This is a genomic window from Ralstonia nicotianae (genome assembly GCF_018243235.1).
Taxonomy (GTDB): domain Bacteria; phylum Pseudomonadota; class Gammaproteobacteria; order Burkholderiales; family Burkholderiaceae; genus Ralstonia; species Ralstonia nicotianae.
In genome coordinates, this window is record NZ_CP046674.1 from 784,747 (window position 1) to 805,119 (window position 20,373).

Genomic DNA, 20,373 nt, shown 5'->3' on the forward strand with positions numbered 1-20,373 from the left:
GCCTCAGAAGCGCGGCAGGTCGGGGTGCGGCAGCAGGCCGTTGCGCACGTGCAGCTTGCCGTATTCGGCGCAGCGCGCGAGCGTGGGGATGGCCTTGTCGGGGTTCAGCAGGCGCACCGGATCGAAGGCGGCCTTGACGCGCAGGAAGGCATCGCGCTCCTCGGCCGAGAACTGCACGCACATCGAATTGAGCTTCTCGACCCCCACGCCATGCTCGCCGGTGACGGTGCCGCCCAGCTCCACGCAGGTCTCGAGGATGTCCGCGCCGAACAGCTCGGCGCGGTGCCATTCATCCTGGTCTTCGCCGTTGAAGAGGATCAGCGGGTGCATGTTGCCGTCGCCGGCGTGGAAGACGTTGATGCAGCGCAGCGCGTACTTCTGCTCCATCTGCTGGATGCGCTTGAGCAGCGTGCCGATGTGCTTGCGCGGGATGGTGCCGTCCATGCAGTAGTAGTCCGGCGAGATGCGCCCGGCGGCCGGGAAGGCATTCTTGCGGCCGCTCCAGAATTTCAGCCGCTCGGCCTCGCTCTGCGACACCTGGATGCGGGTGGCGCCGGAGGCGCGCAGCACCTCGCTCATCCGTGCGATCTCTTCGGCCACCTCTTCGGGCGTGCCGTCGGATTCGCACAGCAGGATGGCCGCGGCGTCCAGGTCGTAGCCGGCGCGGACGAATTCCTCGACGGCGGCGGTGGCGGGCTTGTCCATCATCTCCAGCCCGGCCGGGATGATGCCGGCGGCGATCACCTCGGCCACCGCGTTGCCGCCCGCTTCCACGTCATCGAAGCTCGCCATGATGACCTGCGCCAGCTGCGGCTTGGGCACCAGCCGCACGGTCACCTCCGTCACCACGGCCAGCATGCCTTCGGAGCCGATCACGGCGGCGAGCAGGTCCAGGCCGGGCGCGTCGGGCGCCTCGCTGCCGAACTCGACCACCTCGCCGTCCATCATCACGGCGCGCACGCGCAGCACGTTGTGCACGGTCAGGCCGTACTTCAGGCAATGCACGCCGCCGGAGTTCTCGCTGACGTTGCCGCCGATGGTGCAGGCGATCTGCGACGACGGATCGGGCGCGTAGTACAGCCCGTGCGGCGCGGCGGCCTCCGAGATGGCCAGGTTGCGCACGCCCGGCTGCACGGCCGCGGTGCGGGTGTGCGGGTCGAGCTTCAGGATGCGCTTGAACTTGGCCAGCGACAGCACCAGTCCGCCCGGCGTCGGCATCGCGCCGCCCGACAGGCTGGTGCCGGCGCCGCGCGGCACCACCGGCACGCCCAGGCGGTGGCAGGCGCGCAGGATCTCCACGACCTGCGCTTCGCTGTCCGGCAGCGCCACGGCCAGCGGCACCTGCCGGTAGGCGGCGAGACCGTCGCATTCGTAGGGGGTGGTGTCTTCGCGCTCCCACAGCAGGGCATCGGCGGGCATCAGGGGCGACAGCGCGGCGATCAGCTCGGCCTGCACGGCAGACGGATCGCGGGCGGCGGCGGGCAGCGGCGCGTTCATGGGGTGTCTCTCATCGTTGTCGTCCGGCGGCGGTGGCCGGTGTCGAAGCACTATAGCCGGGCCGCCGCGCCGCACGGCGTGTTAAGGACTTTTACCGCGATGAATTCGGCTCGCCATGCCGGCCAATCGGATTCATCGGGATGCATCGCGCGGTGGCCGGGCCCCGCGGCCTACCAATCCAGCCCGAGCAGCCAGTCGACGAATTGCCGCGCTTCCGGCTCGAGCGGCGCCTGCTCGCGCTGGACGATGTAGTAAGCATGCGGCGAGGCGGATTCGATGTCCAGCAGTCGCACCATCTGCCCCGAGGCCAGCCAGTTGCGCGCCATGCGCTGGCGCACCAGCGCCACGCCCTGGTTGGAGGCGACTGCTTCCAGCATCAGCCCGATGTCGTTGAAGAGCGAGCCGGTGGAGGGTTCCGCCGCGTCCAGCCCGGCCGCCTCGAACCACGGGCGCCATGGCTCCAGCGGGCTGCGCAGCAGGTTCAGGTTCAGCAACTGCGCCGGCTCGGCGATGGTGTTGCCGCCGATCTGCTCGAAGTAGCCGCGCCCGCAGGCGGGGAAGACCGGCTCGTTGAGCAGCAGCGTGGTCTTCAGGTCCGGGTAGCGGCCGGTGCCGTAGCGGATCTCGACGTCGGTATCCTCGGCCTTCACGTCGAGGAAGGGGATGGCGAGATGCAGCTCCAGGTCGATGTGCGGATACAGCGCCTGGAACTCCGGCAGGCGCGGCACCAGGTGCTGGCGGCCGAAGGTGGGCGGGATCGCCACGCGCAGCCGCGCGCGCTGCTTGCTGAACTCCGGCCGCGCCAGCTCGTGCAGGGACTTGAGCGCATCCTGCACGCTGCGCAGGTAGCGCGTGCCGGCCGCGGTCAGCCGCAGCGTGGTGCCGGTGCGCACGAACAGGTCTTCGCCCCACAGTGCCTCGAGGTTCTTGATGCGGTGGGAGACCGCGCTGGGCGTGACAGAGAGCTCCTCGGCCGCGCGCGCAAAGCTGGCGTGGCGCGCGCCCGCTTCGAAGGCGATCAGCAGATGCAGCGGCGGGACGCGCTTGAAGACGGAAGCCATGCGCTGGCGCTTACAGCCGGAAGATCTTGCCGGGGTTCAGGATGTGCTTCGGGTCCAGCGCCTGCTTGACGCTGCGCATCAGGTCGATCGCATCGTCGCCATGCTCGGCGACGAGGAAATCCATCTTGTGCAGGCCCACGCCATGCTCGCCGGTGCAGGTGCCGTCCATGGCGATGGCGCGTGCCACGATGCGCCGGTTGATGCGCTCGGCTTCTTCCAGCTCCTCGGGCTTGTCCGGATCGACCAGCAGCGCGACGTGGAAATTGCCGTCGCCCACGTGGCCGACGATGGGCGCGGGCAGTTTCAGCGGGCTGGCGAGCAGGTCCTGCTCGGTCTCGACCACGCAATCGGCCAGCCGCGAGATCGGCACGCACACGTCGGTGGTGACCGCGCGGCAGCCGGGCTTGAGCTGCAGGAAGGCGAAATAGGCGTTGTGCCGGGCGTTCCACAGGCGGCTGCGGTCTTCGGGGCGGGTGGCCCATTCGAAGCCCTGGCCCCGGTGCTCGGCGGCGATCGCCTGCACGGTCTCGGCCTGCTCCTGCACGCCGTGCGCGGAGCCGTGGAACTCGAAGAACAGTGTCGGCAGTTCGGGCAGCGACAGCTTGTCGTATCGGTTGATGGCGCGGATCGCCAGCGCGTCGACGAACTCCACGCGCGCCACCGGCACGCCCATCTGGATGGTGTCGATCACCGCGCAGACCGCGTCGCCCATGCAGGGGAACGCGCACACCGCCGCCGACACCGCCTCCGGCTGCGGGTACAGCCTGAGCGTGATCTCGGTGATGATGCCCAGCGTTCCCTCGCTGCCGATGAACAGGCGCGTCAGGTCGTAGCCCGCCGACGATTTGCGCGCGCGGTTCGCGGTCTTGATGACGCGGCCGTCGGCGGTCACCACGGTCAGGTTCAGCACGTTTTCGCGCATGGTGCCGTAGCGCACGGCGTTGGTGCCCGAGGCGCGCGTCGCGCACATGCCGCCGATGGACGCATCGGCGCCCGGGTCGATCGGGAAGAACAGGCCGGTGTCGCGGATGTCCGCGTTCAGCTGCTTGCGCGTGACGCCCGGCTCGACCGTCACCGTCAGGTCTTCGGGGTGCACCGACAGCACGCGGTTCATTTGCGAGAGATCCAGCGTGACGCCGCCCGCCACCGCCAGCAGGTGGCCTTCCAGCGACGAGCCGGCGCCGAACGGGATCAGCGGGATGGCGTGTTCGTGGCAGAGCCTGGCCACCGCCACCACGTCCTCGGTGGTCTGCGCGAAGACCACGGCGTCGGGCAGCATCGGATCGTAGGCCGATTCGTCGCGGCCGTGATGCGCGCGCACGGCATCGCTGGTGGAGACGCGGTCGCCGAAGCGCGCGCGCAGCGCATCGAGCATGGCCGGCGGGATGGGCTTGCGCGCCAATCCGGGATGGGGCAGGGGGTGGTTCATGGCGTCTCGCGATGGGCTCCGGCGCTGGGGCGGCGCCTTTGGGAGCCCATTCTAACGCCGGGGTCGCGCGCGGCTTGCGATAATGCCCACGCCAAGCCAACCCGCACAGGAGACGTCACCGTGGGCAACCGCTTATCCAAGATCGCCACCCGCACCGGCGACGACGGCACCACCGGCCTCGGCGACGGCAGCCGCACCGGCAAGGACGGCCTGCGCATCGCCGCCATCGGCGAGGTCGACGAGCTGAATTCGCATCTCGGCGTGCTGCTGACGGAGCCCCTGCCCGACGACGTGCGCGCCGCGCTCACCGCCATCCAGCACGACCTGTTCGATCTCGGCGGCGAGCTGTGCATCCCCGGCCACACCATGGTCACGCCCGCCCACGTGCTGCGGCTGGACCAGTGGCTGGCCGACTACAACGCCGACCTGCCGCGCCTGGCCGAATTCATCCTGCCCGGCGGCAGCCGCGCCGCCGCGCAGGCGCATGTGTGCCGCACCGTCTGCCGCCGCGCCGAGCGCGCCATCGTCGCGCTGGGCCGGGCGGAGACGCTGGGCGAGGCGCCCCGCCAATACGTCAACCGGCTGTCCGACCTGCTGTTCGTGCTGGCGCGCGTGCTCAACCGCGCCGGCGGCGGCCAGGACGTGCTGTGGGAGCACGAGCGGCACAAGCCCGCATAGGGCGGTCGGCCCGCTACAAGCAAAACGGCCCGGCAGTCTCCCGCCGGGCCGTTTTGCTGCGCTGCCGCGCGCTTCAGTTCACGCTCACGGAGTGGCCCTGCGCCACCGCCGTCAGCCCCTGCAGCGTGGCCGGCATGGTCACCGACAGCGCCTGCGATGGCGTCGGCACCGGGAAGCCTGCTTCGGCCAGCGCTTCCTTGATCGTGCGGTTGGTGTCGAAGTAGACCTGCCAGTAGTGGTCGTTGTGCGTGTGCGGGCGCACCGCCAGCACCGGCCCCACCAGGTTGAATTCCAGGATCTCCACGTCGACCGGCGGATCCGCCAGCACGTTCGGGATCGCCCCGACCTTCTCCTTGAGCAGCGCGATGGCGGCGCGGTGGTCGGCATTGCCGGCCAGCTGCGCCTTGAGCTCGACGCGGCGGTAGGGGTTGCTCGTGTAGTTCTGGATCGTGTCCGAGAAGATCTTGTTGTTGCCGACCAGCGTGACGACGTTGTCCGGCGTATTGAGCGCAGTGGCGAACAGGCCGATTTCCTTGACCGTGCCGGTCACGCCGGCGACCGTGACGAAATCGCCCACCTTGAACGGCCGCAGCACGATCAGGAACGCCCCGGCCGCGAAGTTGGACAGCAGCCCCGACCATGCCATGCCGATCGCCACGCCCGCCGCCGCGATCAGCGCCGCGAACGTCGTGGTCTGGATGCCGAAGTAGCCCAGGATGCCGATCACCAGCAGGATGTTCAGCGTGACGGTGATGACCGAGCCGACATAGCGCAGCACGGTCGGGTCCACCTTCTGGTGTTCCAGCGAACCCTGCACCAGCCGCACCGCCAGGTGGATCAGCCAGCGGCCGATGACCCAGAAGGCGATCGCCGCCAGGATCTTCATTCCGACATCGGTGGCGTACTGCGCCACGATTGCCTGGTACTTGCTTGCCGTGTTGACGGTGGTGTCCATCAAGTTTTCAGCCATGGTGTGCTCCGGGGCAGTCGACAGAACGTTTCAACGATAGGCAATGCGACCACGGTTGTGTGACTTTGGCACCTTCTTTCCACATTTTTTAGCTTTGACGGCCGCAAAATCTTGCTGATCGTGTAGTTTTTTCGGTTCGCCAGGGTTGTCCCGTCCAAATCTCGCTGGCCAAAAAGATTTTTGCCGATTGCGCGGCCGTTCGACGGAAATCCATGCGATCGAACAGATTGACTGATTTCGAGTCGAGTGCCCCCTTAAACACCCGGACGTTCAGCGAGATGTCTATGAAACATTTGATTGGCAACCCATCGGAAATCGGGGCGATCATCCGTGCGGCGCGCAAGGCACAGAAGCTGCGCCAGGATGATGCCGCCGGCAGCGTCGGCGTCAGCGAATCCTTCATGGTCAAGGTGGAGCGGGGTGCCGAGACCGTTCAGTGGGGCAAGCTGTTCCAGATCCTGGAAGGCCTGGGCGCACGCGTGACCGTAGACATTCCCGAGGCGAGCCCCGAGCTGCTGTCGAACGAGATCGCGCGGGTGCGGCAAAGGGCGGATCGCTGGCAATTGCGCGCCACCGCCCGCAAGGAGGCTGCCGCCAAGAAGTCCGCCTCCAATGGATGATCGTGTGCTCGTTGCGTGCATCAACAGCGACGTCATTGGCGAACGGGTCAAACGGGCGTAAAAAAGCCGACGCCAACCCGGAGGTTGGCGTCGGCTCGTCGGTGCCAGTGCGCGTGCGCGGGCTCAGTTGCCGTTGCGCGGCACCAGCCGGCGCTTGCGCACGGCGTCGGCCAGCGTTTCCAGTACCTTGAGCGAATCGTCCCAGCCGATGCAGGCGTCGGTCACGCTCTGGCCGTAGTTCAGGTCCTCGACCGGGGTGCCCTGCACGTGGTCCTGGCGGCCGGCATTGATGTGCGATTCCACCATCACGCCGACGATGCGGTCGTCGCCGCCGGCGATCTGGCGGCCGATGTCTTCGCAGACCGGGATCTGGTTCTCGTGCTTCTTGCTGCTGTTGGCGTGCGAGGCATCGATCATCAGGCGCGCGGCCAGGCCGGACTTGGCGATGTCTTCGCAGGCCGCCTGCACGCTGGCGGCATCGTAGTTGGGCGCCTTGCCGCCGCGCAGGATGATGTGGCAATCCTCGTTGCCCGCCGTCGACACGATGGCCGAGTGGCCGCCCTTGGTGACCGACAGGAAGTGGTGCGGCTGCGACGCCGCCTTGATCGCGTCCACGGCGATCTTCACGTTGCCATCGGTGCCGTTCTTGAAGCCGACCGGGCACGACAGTCCGGAGGCGAGTTCGCGGTGCACCTGCGATTCGGTCGTGCGCGCCCCGATCGCGCCCCAGCTCACCAGGTCGGCGATGTACTGCGGGCTGATCATGTCGAGGTATTCGGTGCCCGCCGGCACGCCCAGCTCGTTGATGTTCACCAGCAGCTCGCGCGCGGTGCGCAGGCCGTCGTTGATCTTGAAGCTGCCGTCCATGTACGGGTCGTTGATCAGGCCCTTCCAGCCGACCGTGGTGCGCGGCTTCTCGAAGTACACGCGCATGACGATTTCCAGGTCGGCCTTGAAGCGCTCGCGCTGTTCGACCAGGCGGCGCGCGTAGTCGAGGGCGGCCTTGGTGTCGTGGATCGAGCACGGCCCGATGATGACGATCAGGCGGTCGTCCATGCCGTGCAGGATGCGGTGCATCGCCGTGCGGCTCTGGTAGATCAGCTCGGAAACGGCGTCGTTGCACGGGAATTCGCGGATCAGGTGCGCCGGCGGGGTCAGCTCTTTCAGTTCGCGAATGCGCAGGTCGTCGGTGTTCTTCGGCATGGAAAGCTCCCGGGGGATGTCTTGGTTCGTGTCGTGTATTGGAAGGGGCTACTGTGTTCGGATCATGTTTTCGCGTCGGGCCGGGATCGGGCTGGTGACGGGGCGAAAAAAAACCGCCAGGGTCGCTGGCGGTTTTCGGTATCTGTCGGGTGCCTTCATTTTTGCTGCAAGTGCCCCTCTCCCTCCGCCAGCGGTGCGAGATGCCAAAAATAAAAGTCAAAAAACTTGGCAAACATGGAGAGGGAACGAGGATGCTGCAAAACGTGAAGGAAAGGCGCACTTGCGCCACACCAATCGAACTGCCTTTATAACCGGTTTCTACAGGGGCCGCAAGTCGTGACCGTTCGGCCTCGCGTTGCAGCCCCGCATCGGCAGGATCCTGCCCAGGCGGCTCAGGCCGTGCCGCCCACCGTCATGTTTTCGATGCGCAGGGTCGGTTGGCCCACGCCCACCGGCACGCTCTGGCCTTCCTTGCCGCACACGCCGACGCCCGAATCGAGGCGCATGTCGTTGCCGATCATGGTGACGTCCTTGAGCGATTCAGGGCCGTTGCCGACCAGCGTGGCGCCCTTGACCGGCGTGGTGATCTTGCCGTCCTCGATCAGGTAGGCCTCGCTGGCCGAGAACACGAACTTGCCGTTGGTGATGTCGACCTGGCCGCCGCCGAAGTTGACGGCATAGAGGCCGCGCTTGACGCTGGCAATGATCTCCTGCGGATCCTTGTCGCCGCCGAGCATGTAGGTGTTGGTCATGCGCGGCATCGGCAGGGACGCGTAGCTTTCGCGGCGCGCGTTGCCGGTCACGGGCATCTTCATCAGGCGCGCGTTGAGCGTGTCCTGCATGTAGCCGGTCAGGATGCCGTCTTCGATCAGGGTGTTGCACTGCGTGGGATTGCCCTCGTCGTCGAGGTTGAGCGAGCCGCGGCGGTTGGGCAGCGTGCCGTCGTCCACTACGGTCACGCCCTTGGCCGCCACGCGTTCGCCCATGCGGCCCGAGAAGGCGGACGAGCCCTTGCGGTTGAAGTCGCCCTCCAGCCCGTGGCCGATTGCCTCGTGCAGCAGCACGCCGGGCCAGCCCGGGCCGAGCACCACGGTCATGGCGCCGGCCGGCGCCGGCTTGGCTTCCAGGTTGACCAGCGCGGAGGAGACGGCTTCGTCCACGTACTGATGCAGCAGCTCGTCGGTGAAGTAGCCGTAGGCGTAGCGGCCGCCGCCGCCCGAGTTGCCCATCTCGCGGCGCCCGTTCTGCTCGGCGATGACGGTGACCGAGACCCGCACCAGCGGCCGCACGTCGGCGGCGATCACGCCGTCGCTGCGTGCGACCAGCATCACGTCGTACTCGCCGGCCAGACCTGCCATCACCTGCACCACGCGCGGGTCCTTGGCGCGCGCGAGCTTTTCGATGCGCTCCAGCAGCGCCACCTTCTCCGATGCCGTCATCGAGTCGAGCGGGTCGTTGGGGGCATACAGTGCGCGACCGCCCTGGCTCTGCAGGCTGCCGGCCACCTTGACGCGCCCGGCGCCCGCGCGGCCGATGGTGCGGGTGGCCGCGGCCGCCTGCATCAGCGCCGGCAGGCTGATGTCGTCGGAATAGGCGAAGGCGGTGCGCTCGCCAGAGACCGCGCGCACGCCGACGCCCTGGTCGATGCTGAAGCTGCCCGACTTGACGATGCCTTCCTCGAGGCTCCAGGCCTCGTTGCGGGTGTACTGGAAGTAGAGGTCGGCGTAGTCGACGCGGTGGGTGAAGATGTCGGCCAGCGCGCGCTGCAGCTGGGCCTCGTCGAGGCCATACGGATCGAGCAGCACACGGCGCGCGACGGAGAAATTCTGGATGGCGATGTCGCCTGCGTTCATGGTGGGTCCTCGGGGAATTCGGTTGGGCTACATCACGCGGTGCTTGAGCGCGGGCAGGTCGCGGCGGACCTGCGCCAGGCGCGCCGGGTCCATGTCGCCGATGGCCACGCCTTCGCCTTCCGGCACCGAGGCGATGATCTCGCCCCATGGGTCGACCAGCATGGAGTGGCCCCAGGTGCGGCGGCCGTTTTCGTGGCGTCCGCCTTGCGCGGCGGCGAGCACGTAGCACTGGTTCTCCACGGCGCGGGCGCGCAGCAGGATTTCCCAGTGCGCCGCGCCCGTCACGTAGGTGAAGGCGGCCGGCATCAGGATCAGGTTCAGATTGCCCTGCGCCGACAGCGCCCGGTACAGCTCCGGGAAGCGCAGGTCGTAGCACACCGACATGCCGACGCGGCCGCACGGCGCCTCGAACGCGACCGGCGTGGCGCCCGGCTCGATGGTGCGCGCTTCGTCGTAGCGCTCTTCGCCGCGCACGAAGTTGAACAGATGGATCTTGTCGTAGCGGGCCACGCGCTGGCCGGCCGGATCGAATGCGAGCGACGTATTGCGCACGCGCTCGGCGTCTTCGCACCACAGCGGCAGCGTGCCGCCGACCAGCCACAGCCGGTGCCGGCGCGCGGCATCGGCCAGGAAGGCCTGGATCGGGCCGTCCTGGTCCGCCTCGCGGATGGCGACCTTGTCGCTGTCCTTGCGGCTCATCATGCAGAAATACTCGGGCAGCAGCGCCAGCTGCGCACCCCGGGCCGCGGCTTCGGCGAGCAGCGCGTCGGCGCGGGCCAGGTTGGCGTCCACGTCGATGCCCGTCACGGTCTGGATGGCGGCGACGCGGAACGGTGCATCGAACGGCGCATCCGGAACGGACGCGGCGGCGGCAGGGGCGAGGGTGGTCGTGCTCATGGGGGCTATTTTGCCGGGGTTTGCCCGCCGCTGCTGGCCTTCTCGATTTTCGGGTCGGCCCAGCTGCCGGTGACGCGGTATTGGGTGGCGAACGCCTTGGACATCTGGTCGCCCAGGATCAGCTGCGCCGCCAGCGTGCCCAGCCCGATGGCCGGGTTGATGAACGCCGCCGCCAGCGATGCCGAGGTGGCGTCCACCTTGGGGGTGACGGTCACGCGCAGGTCCTGCGTCTCCTCGAGGATGTTGGCCGAGCCCTGCATCGCCACCTGGAACTGCGGGCCTTTCACGGCGAAGTCGTCGGTGCGGGCGATGCCGCTGGCGATGGTGCCGGTGGCGGCCACGCTCTCGAACGGCGTGCCGCGCCCGGTGGCGCCGCGCAGATCGGTGGCGAAATGCAGCAGGCCCTGCAGGCTGAGCACGCCGGCGAGCTTGGCCAGGCCCGGATCGACCGGCAGGAACTGGCCGCGCTCCAGGTTCAGCGCCATGCGGCCGTTGAGCGACGGCAGGTCGAGCGACATCGGCGAGCCGCGCCAGACGACGCGGCCTTCCAGCTTGCCGCGGGCGCCGTCGAGCACCTTGGCGAAGCCCATCTTCTGCAGCAGTTCGCCGGAGTTGCGCAGGTCGAGGCGGAAGTCGAGCAGGGTACGGCGTTCGGGATCGTCGCTGCCGCGCAGGCGGCGCGGGATACGCCAGGTGCCCTGCGCGGTGAGCGTGGCGGCCGGCTGGTCGAGCTTCAGCGTCTCCAGCGTCCACACCGGCGCGCCGTCGCTGATCTGGCTGCGCGCTTTCAGTTCGAGCCTGCCGAGCGGCTTGCCGCGCAGGTCGAAGCTGTCGGCCACCAGGTCGAGCGACGGGATTTCCTGCGTGTTGCGCGCCAGCGATTCGGTCAGCGCGCTCTCTTCCCGGGCATCGGGGATGCTCATGCGCGACAGCCGCATGGTCAGCTCGCCGAACGGCACCGTGGCGCTTTCGGCGTGCCAGCGCGCCGTGCCGGCGATCTCGCGCGAGTCGATGGTCGATTGCCAGTTGGCGCCGTCGCGCGAGGCGTCCACGCTGACGGCGTTGAAATCGCGGCCAAGGATGCGCAGTGCCTGCGCGCGTCCCGCCAGGCGGGTCGGCAGGTACGGATTACCGCGTGCCGGGCTTGCGGCGGCCGTGCCGGCGCTCTTGTCCGCCGCTGCCGCCGGCGCGGCGAAGACCTGGCGCCAGGCGTCGATGTCCAGGCGGTCCAGCGCGATGGCGGCGAGTACGCCATCGGCCGGCTGTGGCACGGGCTGGCGCACACCGATGCCGCCGCGCAGCACTTCGGTGCCGCTGGCGCTGCTGCGCTGTTCGTAGCGCGCGTTCACCACGTTGCCGAGCTGCAGCAGGACCTCGTCGATGTCGGCGGCGTTGCCGTTGGCCGCGGGACGCATCTCGAAGCGCACCGGCAGCGGCTGGCCGGCCGCCTTGGCCAGCGGCGCGGGCAGGCGCACCGTCATCGGCGTGAGGTCGGATTGCACCAGCACGGTCGCGCGGCGCTGCTTGACGCTGATGGTGGCGCTGTAGGGCGCGCTGCCGTCCAGCGCCCGCGCGACCGCGGCGACGGCGCTGTCGGCCGGCGTGGTGTCGCGCAGCCCTTGCGCCGACGCGGTGCCGGCCACCTGGATGCGGATCGTGCCGTCGGGCAGCGTGCCACCGGTCGGGCGGATCTCGCCGCCGGCGAAGCGCGCGCGCAGGTTGTCGAAGCCGATGCCCCGCTGCGTGAAGGTGAGGGCGCCCGTCACGTCGGCGAGCGGCGGCGCCTGCGGGATCAGCGTGACGTCGTTGTGCAGGAAGCCGACGCTGCCCTGCGCGCGTGTCGCATGCATTTCGTGCAGCGGCAGTTCGAGCTTGAGCGCCAGCGTGGCGTTGCCCTGCGCGCGCGTCTCGCGGGTGAAGTGGCCGATCCATTCGCCTACCGGGCTGGCCTCGACGTATTGCAGGAAGCCTTGCGTGGCGCCGTCGGCGTGGCCGTCGATGACGAGCAGCGGCTGGGCGGCGCCCATGTCGGGCAGGCTGCCGGTCACGTCGGTCAGGTTCACGCCCATCACCCTGGCGCGCGCCACCTTGAACGACAGCGACGGCTTGTCGAACACCACTGTTCCTTCGATGCCGGTGAAGGACGGCCAGCCGCCCGGATGGGCCGGGACCGAGCCCGGCGGGTTGCGCCCGGCTTCGAGCGGCGCGGCCTGGTAGGTCACGTCCTTGATGGGCACTTCGACGCGGAAGCTGCCCTTGTGCGGGGCGCGGTATGGGAAATCGAACAGATCGCCGGCCAGCACGAAGGTGACGTTGCTGGCCGTGCCGGTCTGCAGCGCGCCGGACAGGTAGTCGCGCAGATGCTGCGGCAGCGACAGCGGCAGGTAGCGCGGGACACGCGGCACCATGGCCTGGTCCAGCGTGCCCTTCAGGTCCACCGCGCCGATGTGGCTGGTGTCGGGCGCATGGCGATAGCTGCCGGTGATCCGGGCCGACAGGTCGGCATTGGAGAACGTCAGGTTGTCGCTGCTGACCACCAGTTCCTGCTGGCGGCGGGTCCAGGTGAAGGTGCCCTGCAGGCGGTCGAGCGGCACGCGCGACTCATCGAACACGCCGGGCAGCAGCAGCGCGACGTCGGCGGAATCGATGCGCAGCGTGCCCTTATCGTCGGAGAAGATGACGTTGCCGGACAGGTTCTCGACGCCGGGCACGGCCGGCTCGGGGTGATGGCCGGGCGGCACGGCCGGCAGGGGGCCGGGCCCGAACGAGACCTGGCGCAGCGTGCCGTGTCCGCTGTAGTGCTCGGGCGCCGGGCTGTTCGGGCGCCAGCGCGAGACGTCGCGCTGCCAGTTGATGTCCAGGTCGTCGAGGCGGCCCGTGGGCTGCTTGCTGCGCAGCGGATCGAGCACGTCGGCCGGCAGCGGCAGGGCGGTGGCGATGGCGCGCACGTCGGCGAGATCGAGTGTGGCGGCCTTGACCTGCAGGCGGCGCAGTGCCGCGTGCGCATCCACCGCCCAGCCGACCGTGACGTTGCGCAAGCCGCGCGGGGTGCCGGCGGGGTTGGCCGGCGCTTCGAGCGTGGGGCCCGCCAGCGTGGCCTGCGCGGGCGCCGGCAGCGGTACCGCCTGCGGCGAGGCCGGCGACAGCGGCAGCCATTGCAGCGTCTCGAGGCGCAGCGTGTGCTCGCCGCTGGCGCTGCGCTGGTGCGAACCCAGCACCTGCAGGCTGCGCAGGCGGATCGGGTCCAGGTCCTGCCGCAGCTGGAGATCGATCTGCTGGCCGGTCAGGCGGGCCTGGCCGCGGGTGAGCGTGCCGCCGGAGAACTCCACCGAGCCGTCGGACGTGAGCGTGCCGCCGGCGGCCGAGGCCAGGACCGGCAGATAGCGCTGCAGGGTCGCCAGCCGCAGCGCGTCGACCTGCCAGTTGGCCTGGCCGTGCCAATGGCGCCAATCGCCGGGACGGGCCAGCAGGTCGTGGCGGAAATCGGCGCGCAGCTTGATGGGGCCGTTGAACAGTGTCGCCGAGGTGGCGCTGGCGTCCAGCCGGTGGCGGGTCGGGCCGCTGCGCAGGTGCAGGCGGACGTTGCCCAGTGCGGCTTCGGGCAGGCCATGCTGCTGGTCGAGCCAGCGCACCGCGCCGTCACGGAAATCGATGTCGCCCTGGGACAGCAGCTGGTCGAAGAAGGTGCCGTCGCTGCCGGCGCTCGGCTCGACCTTGATGCCGGCCACGGACAGCGCGCCCGTGGCGTCGCGCCGGACCAGCACGTCGGCCTGGCTGGCATGCAGGACGGCAAATGTGATCTGCAGCCGCGGCAGCGAGCGCCACGACAGCCGGGCCTGCACATCCTGCACAGCGAAGGTCCGGCGCCCGGCGGCGTCGAGCGCTTCGATGCGCTGGGCGCGGAAGGCCGGGTGCCAGCCTTCCCAGTAGGTCTCCAGCGCGCCGATGCCGACCTTGGCCTGCAGGGTGACCGAGGCTTGCCGCTCCATCCATTCGCGCGCCAGCCCCACGCGCGGCCACAGGACGAACCGCACCAGCAGCATGCCGAGCACGGCCAGCACGGCCAGCGCCGCCGCGGTCTTCCAGAGCAGGCGCCACAGCTTGCGCCAGGCCGGCGAGCGTGCCACGGCAACGATGCCCGCCCCGACGCGTCGCGCGCCCTGCATGAGCCAGGCCCATGCCTCCGGTGCAGCCGCGCGCACGCCGGCCCGGGTGGTGGACAGGGTGCTGGTGTGTCCGCCGTCGGACTTCGGCGATTCAGGGGGCTGGGGCGGGCGCTGCATGATCCGGATTATCCGATATTCACGGCCCGGCGCCACGTTTGTCGCCGGAACCGCGCATGGCCGTGCCTGCCCCCGGCCGGGCATGCCACATGCCGCGCGGACGGTCGATCCGGCTTCGATGACCACCCGCGTCCATTTCAGCGAGAATGACTATTTCCCGCCGCACTTCACTGCACCGCATGACTGCCCAAGCTCCCCTGTCCGTTGCCCCGTTCCTGCAGACGCCGGCTTGCCCGTCCGAGGCGCCGGGTGCCGTGCTGCCGTTCTCGCTCAACTATTCGCGCTATGTCCAGCGACTGGCGCAGGCGCGCGCCGGCTGGGCGGAGCGGGTGCAGGCCGCGGCCGCCGGTCCGATCAGCGTGGCCTGGCTGTCGGCCCGCTTCGGCGAGCTGTTCGAGGCCGCTGCCGCGGAGCCCGAGCAGGCGCTCAAGCGCGCGCTGCGGCTGCTGCGCAACGAGGTGTTCGCGGCGCTGGCGGAGCGCGATCTGTCCGGCGCCGCCACGCTCGACGAGGTGACCGGCGCCATGACCGACTTCGCCGAGTTTGCCGTGCGCGCCGCCATCGCCGTGATCGGCCAGGAGCTGGGCGCGCTCCACGGCCAGCCCGTCGGCCAGTCGTCGGGCGAGGTGCAGGAGCTGGTGGTGGTCGGCATGGGCAAGCTGGGCGGGCGCGAGCTGAACGTGTCGTCCGATATCGATCTGATCTTTCTCTACGACGAAGAGGGTGACACGCAGGGCGGGCCGCGCCCGCTGTCCAACCATGAATATTTCACGAAGCTTGGCCGGCGGCTGATCAACGCGCTGGCCGACGTGACCGAAGACGGCTATGTCTTCCGCGTCGACATGCGCCTGCGGCCCAACGGCGATGCCGGTCCGCTCGCCTGCAGCCTGGGGATGCTGGAGGAATATTTCGTCGTCCAGGGCCGCGAGTGGGAGCGCTATGCGTGGATCAAGGGCCGCGTCATCACCGATCCGGGCAGCCCGCACGCGGCCCGCGTGATCCAGCAGCTCGAGCGGGTGACCACCCCCTTCGTGTTCCGCCGCTACCTCGACTACGGCGTGATCGCGGCGATTCGCGCACTGCACGCGCAGATTCGCGCGGAGGCCGCCAAGCGCAGCAACGCCGCCAATCGCCAGCATGGCGGGCACGACGGCCAGGTGCAGGCGCACGCGCCCAACATCAAGCTCGGGCGCGGCGGCATCCGCGAGATCGAATTCGTCGCGCAGGTGTTCCAGCTGATCCGCGGCGGGCAGGATTTCGGCCTGCGCATCCGGCCGACGCTGGAGGTGCTGCGCGCGGCCGCCGAGCGCGGCCTGATCGGCGCCGACGCCGTCGCCCGCCTGACCGACGCCTACCGCTTCCTGCGCCAGCTCGAGCATCGGCTGCAGTACGTCGACGATGCCCAGACGCACAACCTGCCGGGCGCGCCGGAGGACCAGCTGCGCATTGCCCGCATGATGGGCTTCGCCGACTACGCCGCGCTGGTGGCGCAGCTGGAGCGCTATCAGGACGAGGTGGCCCAGCAGTTCGAGCAGACCTTTTCCGACAAGCAGGACAATCAGCCGCCGTGCGCCGCCATCTGGCACGCCGATCTGCTCGACGACGAGCGCACCGAAAGCGCCCGCGCGCAGCTGCTCGAGCTCGGCTACGCCGATGCCGACAGCGTGCTGGAGCGGCTGCGCGCCTCGCGCCATTCGCCGCGCTACCGCGCGCTGTCGGAGGTCAGCCGCCAGCGCTTCGACCTGCTGATCAACCGCGCGCTCGACCATGCCGCGCGGCAGACCGATGCCGATGTCACCATCGCGCGCTTCCTGGATTTTTTCGATGCGATCAGCCGCCGTTCGTCGTACCTGTCGCTGCTGAGCGAATACCCGCAGGCGATGGCGCGCGTTGCCCACACGCTGCACGCTTCGCGCTGGGCGGCCGATTACCTGACGCGCCATCCGCAACTGCTGGACGAACTGCTCGACACCGAAGCGCTGTCCGCCGCGCCCGATTGGCAGGGCTTCCGCGAGCGCGTGCGCGAACGCCTGCGCGCCGCCGGCGACCATGTCGAGATGCAGATGGACATCCTGCGCCAGGAGCACCATGCGGAGACTTTCCGCATCCTGCTGCAGGACCTGCAGGGCATGCTCACCGTCGAGCCGATCAGCGACCGCCTGTCCGACCTGGCCGACGCCGTGCTCGACCTGACACTGGAGACGGTGTGGCAGCAGGTGTCCACGCGCCACCGCGAGGTGCCGCGCTTCGCGGTGGTCGCCTATGGGCGCCTCGGCGGCAAGGAGCTCGGCTATGCCTCCGACCTCGACCTGATCTTCCTCTACGACGATGACGATGAGCGCGCGCCCGAAGTCTATGCCGCCTACGCGCGCAAGCTGATCACCTGGCTGACCAGCCACACGGCCGCCGGCATGCTGTTCGATGTCGATACGCGGCTGCGGCCCAACGGCGCCGCCGGCCTGATGGTCACCCACTTCGAGGCGTTCCGCCGCTATCAGATGCGCGAGGGCGACAACGCCGCCTGGGTGTGGGAGCACCAGGCGCTCACCCGCGCCCGCTTCTGCGCGGGCGACCCCGAGATCGGCGCGCGCTTCGAGGCGCTGCGCATTGCCGTGCTGCGCCAGCCGCGCGAGGCCGGCCCGCTGCGCGACGAGATCGCGGCCATGCGCGAGCGCGTGCTGGAAGGTCACGCCAATCCGACGCCGCTGTTCGATCTCAAGCACGACCGCGGCGGCATGGTCGATATCGAATTCACCGTGCAGTTCCTGGTGCTGCTGCACAGCGCCGCCTACGCCGAGCTCACGCGCAATGCCGGCAACATCGCGCTGCTGCGCATGGCGGGCGAGCTGGGCCTGATCGATGCCGCGCGCGCCGCCCGCGTGGCCGATGCCTACCGCGATTTCCGCGCGCGCCAGCACAAGCTGCGCCTGGACGGGCAGTCCGCCGCGCGCGTGCCGGCCGGGACCTGCGCGCACGAGGTGGCCCATGTGCGGGCGCTGTGGGAGCAGGTGTTCGGCAGCATCGACGCGGCGTCGCCCACGCCATGAGCGCGCGGGCCCACGCGATCCGCACCTGGGGTGCCTGTGCGGGGGTGTTCGCGGTGGCGGCCGCGTTTTCTTTCGTGCCGTGGCTGCATGCGGTCGGCCTGTACCAGCGCGATGCGGTTCGTGCGGGGCAGTGGTGGCGCGTGGTCACCGCCATGTGGGTGCACCTGGATGCCTGGCACTGGCTGGCCGACGGCATGGCGGCGGCGGGGCTGATCCTGCTGCTGGCACGGGTGCTGCGGCCGGCTGCCATCCTTGCGGTGCTGGTGGCGTGCGGCGTGCTGGTCCAGGTTGCGCTGCTCAGCCAGCCTTCGGTGCAGTGGTACGGCGGGCTGTCCGGCGCGCTGCACGGGCTGGCGGCGTGGGGCGGCCTGTGTCTGCTGCGGCCCGCTGATGAAGATGCCCGCACCGATCGCCTGTCGCGCTGGATCGGCTCGCTGCTCTGCCTGGGCGTGCTGGTGAAGGTCTGGCTGGAGCAGTCGTGGCTGTCGCCGGTTGCCTACGACCCGCACTGGGGCTTCGGCGTGGTCCGGATTGCCCATGCGCTTGGCGCGGGCAGCGGGCTGCTGCTCTGGGTGCTGGGAGAATGGCGCGCCCAGGGGAGGCGGGCGCGCGGCTGACCGGCAGGCGGTCGGATGGGCGGGCACGCCGGTGTGCGGCGTGCCCGCCCTGCGCTCAAGCGCGCTTGCGGCGCTGGAAGCCGAGGGCGCCAGCCGCCAGCAGCAGGCCGCCGAGCCACAGCGGCAGCAGGCCGCCGCCGCCGTTGTTCAGCGGGCCAATGCCGCTGGTGCCGCCGGAGAAGGGGAGCGTGCCGGTGCTGCCGCCCGTGCTGCCGCCGGTGCCGCCGGTGCCGCCCGAGGTCGATGCCGCCGTCACCGTCAGGCTGGTGGTGTCGCTTACAGTGGTGCCGTCGCTCGAGACCAGCGTAACGGTAAAGGTGTACGTGCCGGCATCCGTGGGCGTGAACGTCGCGGTAGCGTTGCCGGTCGAGTCGAGGCTGCTGGCCGAGAGGGTAACCGTCGAGCCGGCGGTCTGGGCCCAGCTCAGGCTGCCGACCGTCTTGCCGAAGCCCGCGCCGCCCACGGCCTGCAGGGTGACCTGCGTGCCGGTCGTGACCGAGCTCGAAGAGACCGACGCATGCACGGTCGGCACGCCCTGGGCCTGCGCGATGGCGGAGCCGGCGTCGAGCATGCCGGCGCCGCACACGCCCGCGTGCGTGGTGCAGAAGGTGTCCGGCGGGAACGGCCGGGACGACGTCTGCAGGATGGTCTTGATCTGGTCCGGCGTCAGGGCGGCGTTGACGGACAGCATCAGCGCGGCGACGCCCGCCACCTGCGGCGTGGACATCGACGTGCCTTCTTCGCCCACATACGTATCGGTGCTGGCGGTGGTGGTGCCGGCATTCGACGTCGACGGCACCAGGGCGCCGAGGCCTGTGGCGGTCGAGCCGTTGCCGCCGCCGGGGGCGCTCAGCGTGGTACCCGTTCCCACGTTGGCGTAGTTGGCGATGTCGCCCTCGAGGGTGTGGGCCGTCACCGCGATCGTGCCCGAGCAGCTCGCCGGGGCGTCGATCGCCGCATTCTGGAACTCATTGCCGGTCGCTACCACGATGGTCGCGCCGAGCGAGCGCGCCGCCGTGATCGCGCTCTGCTGTGCCGTGGTGCACGCGGTGCTGCCGCCCAGGCTCATGTTGATCACCTTGGCGGGCGTTGCATTCGTCGTCACGCCCGGTACGGTGCCGCCAGCGGCCCAGGTGAGCGCATCGAGGATGTCGGAGCTGGCGCCGCCGCATTTGCCTATTGCGCGCGCCATCTGCACGCTGACGCCGGGTGCCACGCCGGCCACCCCGATGGCGTTGTGCTGGGCGGCGATCAGGCCGGTGACGAAGGTGCCGTGCCAACTGCTGTCCGTCACCGAGGTGCCGCAGAAGCTGGGGTAGTTCGCGGCATCCGAGGTGGTGATCCAGTCGCCGGGGTCGGTCGGATCGCTGTCGCGGCCGGCGGTCGCGTCGTTCTCCACGAAGCCGCTGGGGATCGACAGGTTGGTGACGGGGTCGGGTGTGCCGGTCATCGCGGTACTACTGACGAAGTCGTAGCCGGGCTGGATCGTGGCCCCCGACAGATCGGCGTGGCCGGCGAGGAGCCCGGTATCGATGACCGTGACCGTGACGGTGTTCGAGCCCTTGGTGGTGTCCCACGCCGTGGTCAGGTTGGCGCCGCCCTTGGTGGTGGCGCCGTTGGCCGCGGTGGCGCCGCTGCGGGTGGTGACGGTGCTCACCGTACCGGTGGCGGGCAGCAGGTTCCACTGGTTGGCGAACCAGGGGTCGGTGGGCGTGGCAGCGGGCCGCAGAATGGTGTCCGGCGACACGTACTCGAACTGGCCGCTGGATTCCATGCGGGCAGCAATCGTTTGCGCGTCGGCCACCGACATCCCCTTCGACAGCGTCACCACATGCGCGCCGCCCGACATGGCGCGCTTGTACGTCACGGGCAGTTGGGCGGCGACCGACCAGCGTTGCACCGTCGCCACGTCCGAGGCAACCGACTGCGTTTTGGCCGTATTACTGGCCGTTCCGCTCTTTTCCTTAACGATCAGCTGCGTCACCCATTGCAGCCGTGTATCCGTCATGCCTGCCTTGCCCGTCGCCAGGGCCGGTACGGCCTGATACGACACCAGCCCGAGCGCAACCAGCGCTCGGACGATACCCCCGGGAACCAACGTCTTCATGAGAGCAGTCCTGTTGTTGTGTCAAAAAATCCGGACTGCATTGTCAGGGAGGGTTTGAAACGGTGTCTCGAATATGGACTAGGTGTAAACCCTAGTGTTGGCCGTTTGCGC

At 69.5% G+C, this 20,373-nt stretch carries 13 protein-coding genes; 4 read left to right on the forward strand and 9 right to left on the reverse strand.

The window, feature by feature from the left end:
• Positions 1-3: 3 nt before the first annotated feature.
• From GO999_RS03650 to GO999_RS03660, 3 genes are all read right to left on the reverse strand, one after another.
• The gene (locus tag GO999_RS03650) at positions 4-1,497 is read right to left on the reverse strand and encodes an FAD-linked oxidase C-terminal domain-containing protein (protein WP_016725995.1); all 1,494 of its coding nucleotides are present in this window, start codon (positions 1,495-1,497) and stop codon (positions 4-6) included.
• Positions 1,498-1,667: 170 nt separating this feature from the next.
• On the reverse strand, positions 1,668-2,558 hold the full coding sequence (locus GO999_RS03655; RefSeq protein ID WP_011002575.1) for a LysR substrate-binding domain-containing protein: 891 nt from the start codon (positions 2,556-2,558) through the stop codon (positions 1,668-1,670).
• 10 nt (positions 2,559-2,568) lie between these two features.
• A complete protein-coding gene (locus GO999_RS03660; protein WP_019718298.1) occupies positions 2,569-3,987 on the reverse strand; it encodes an FAD-binding oxidoreductase in 1,419 nt (472 codons plus the stop codon).
• Positions 3,988-4,107: 120 nt separating this feature from the next.
• On the opposite strand from GO999_RS03660, the gene GO999_RS03665 reads away from it, so the two are divergent.
• Positions 4,108-4,665 carry a cob(I)yrinic acid a,c-diamide adenosyltransferase gene (locus tag GO999_RS03665; RefSeq protein WP_020832612.1) on the forward strand — a complete coding sequence of 186 codons (558 nt, stop codon included), beginning with the start codon at positions 4,108-4,110 and terminating at the stop codon, positions 4,663-4,665.
• Between the two features lie 73 nt (positions 4,666-4,738).
• On the opposite strand, the gene GO999_RS03670 is transcribed toward GO999_RS03665, so the two are convergent.
• A complete protein-coding gene (locus tag GO999_RS03670; protein ID WP_011002572.1) occupies positions 4,739-5,635 on the reverse strand; it encodes a mechanosensitive ion channel family protein in 897 nt (298 codons plus the stop codon).
• 284 nt (positions 5,636-5,919) lie between these two features.
• Here GO999_RS03670 and GO999_RS03675 point away from each other — a divergent pair, with 284 nt between their 5' ends.
• Complete coding sequence (locus GO999_RS03675) at positions 5,920-6,255, forward strand: helix-turn-helix domain-containing protein (protein WP_016723669.1); 336 nt, start codon at positions 5,920-5,922, stop codon at positions 6,253-6,255.
• A gap of 123 nt (positions 6,256-6,378) precedes the next feature.
• Here the strand turns inward: GO999_RS03675 and aroG are convergent, their stop codons facing one another.
• The 4 genes from aroG to GO999_RS03695 all read right to left on the reverse strand — a co-directional run bounded on the left by aroG (position 6,379) and on the right by GO999_RS03695 (position 14,491).
• The gene (gene aroG / locus GO999_RS03680; protein WP_011002570.1) at positions 6,379-7,458 is read right to left on the reverse strand and encodes a 3-deoxy-7-phosphoheptulonate synthase AroG; all 1,080 of its coding nucleotides are present in this window, start codon (positions 7,456-7,458) and stop codon (positions 6,379-6,381) included.
• 392 nt (positions 7,459-7,850) lie between these two features.
• Positions 7,851-9,311, reverse strand: coding sequence for a metalloprotease TldD (gene tldD, locus GO999_RS03685; protein ID WP_165591181.1), 1,461 nt, complete (start codon positions 9,309-9,311; stop codon positions 7,851-7,853).
• 27 nt (positions 9,312-9,338) lie between these two features.
• Positions 9,339-10,208 carry a carbon-nitrogen hydrolase family protein gene (locus GO999_RS03690; protein ID WP_165591182.1) on the reverse strand — a complete coding sequence of 290 codons (870 nt, stop codon included), beginning with the start codon at positions 10,206-10,208 and terminating at the stop codon, positions 9,339-9,341.
• Positions 10,209-10,213: 5 nt separating this feature from the next.
• A complete protein-coding gene (locus GO999_RS03695; RefSeq protein ID WP_165591183.1) occupies positions 10,214-14,491 on the reverse strand; it encodes a YhdP family protein in 4,278 nt (1,425 codons plus the stop codon).
• Positions 14,492-14,670: 179 nt separating this feature from the next.
• Here GO999_RS03695 and glnE point away from each other — a divergent pair, with 179 nt between their 5' ends.
• On the forward strand, positions 14,671-17,538 hold the full coding sequence (gene glnE / locus GO999_RS03700; protein WP_043897788.1) for a bifunctional [glutamate--ammonia ligase]-adenylyl-L-tyrosine phosphorylase/[glutamate--ammonia-ligase] adenylyltransferase: 2,868 nt from the start codon (positions 14,671-14,673) through the stop codon (positions 17,536-17,538).
• On the forward strand, positions 17,535-18,155 hold the full coding sequence (gene rrtA / locus GO999_RS03705; protein WP_011002565.1) for a rhombosortase: 621 nt from the start codon (positions 17,535-17,537) through the stop codon (positions 18,153-18,155). The genes glnE and rrtA overlap by 4 nt, the downstream gene beginning before the upstream one ends.
• Positions 18,156-18,210: 55 nt before the next feature.
• On the opposite strand, the gene GO999_RS03710 is transcribed toward rrtA, so the two are convergent.
• A complete protein-coding gene (locus tag GO999_RS03710) occupies positions 18,211-20,262 on the reverse strand; it encodes a rhombosortase-dependent MprA family serine protease (protein ID WP_211906548.1) in 2,052 nt (683 codons plus the stop codon).
• Positions 20,263-20,373 lie beyond the last annotated feature (111 nt).